The sequence below is a fragment of the Bacillus sp. 05T31 genome (assembly GCF_056396725.1).
Genome location: NZ_JBFTMA010001534.1, coordinates 1 through 351 on the forward strand (window position 1 = coordinate 1; position 351 = coordinate 351).

Consider the following 351-nt stretch of genomic DNA (forward strand, 5'->3'; position numbering starts at 1 on the left):
TTCTCACACTTCACATCTTCAAGAACTTCTCATTGTGTTTGATGGGAATTCATTCATTAATAACCTTTCAATCGCAAGAACACTCAATTATTTAATATACGAAAAAGAAATCCCATCTTGTATTGCTGTTGCAATAGAACCCGTTGATCGACTAGAAGAGCTAACTTATAACGATAAAATGAATACATTTTTAACGGAGGAACTACTTCCATGGATTCAAGCTAGGTATCACGTATATCAAGAAAAGAATCATACAACAATTGCTGGTTTCAGTCTTGGTGGCTTAGCAGCTTTTTATGTAGCGCTTCAAAATCCACATGTTTTCGGAAACGTGTTGTCAATGTCTGGATC

Annotated in this window: 1 protein-coding gene; it reads left to right on the plus strand. The window is 35.6% G+C overall.

Translation table 11 applies throughout. The features are described from left to right. Positions 1-351, plus strand: a 351-nt coding sequence (locus AC1DJR_RS34210) for an alpha/beta hydrolase (RefSeq protein WP_477004693.1), incomplete at both ends; no start/stop codon positions are given.